General features: G+C 49.0%; 1 protein-coding gene. It reads right to left on the reverse strand.

Translation table 11 applies throughout. The annotated features are described in order from the left end of the window. Positions 1 to 335: hypothetical protein (locus NR125_RS30380; RefSeq protein ID WP_256816909.1), on the reverse strand; the 335-nt coding region annotated here is incomplete at both ends.

A 335-nucleotide genomic window follows, 5' to 3' on the forward strand; every position in this document is an offset into this window, starting at 1 on the left:
CTAAGGGTATTGGCCAGGGCATGGTTTGCCTTTTCCCCCCTTCCCCCTGGTTCTTTCTCCTTCTTCTCTTCTCCCCCCCCCTCCTTTTTCTCCCCTTTTCCTTCTTTTTCCCTTCTTTCTTCCTTCTCCTTTTCCCCCTTCCCTCTCCCTCTTTTTCCCTTCCTTCCTTTTCCCTTTCTCCCCTTCTTCTCCTTCCCCCTTCTCTTTCTTTTTTCTTTCCTCCCCCCTTTTTCCTCTTCTCTCTTTTCCTCTCCTTCTCTTCCCCTCTCTTCTTTTCCCTCCCTCCTTTTCTCTCCTCTTTTTTCCTTCTCCTCTTCTCCCTTCTTTATATCCCC

This window comes from Cytobacillus sp. Bac17 (genome assembly GCF_024519925.1).
Classification (GTDB): domain Bacteria; phylum Bacillota; class Bacilli; order Bacillales; family Cytobacillaceae; genus Cytobacillus; species Cytobacillus pseudoceanisediminis.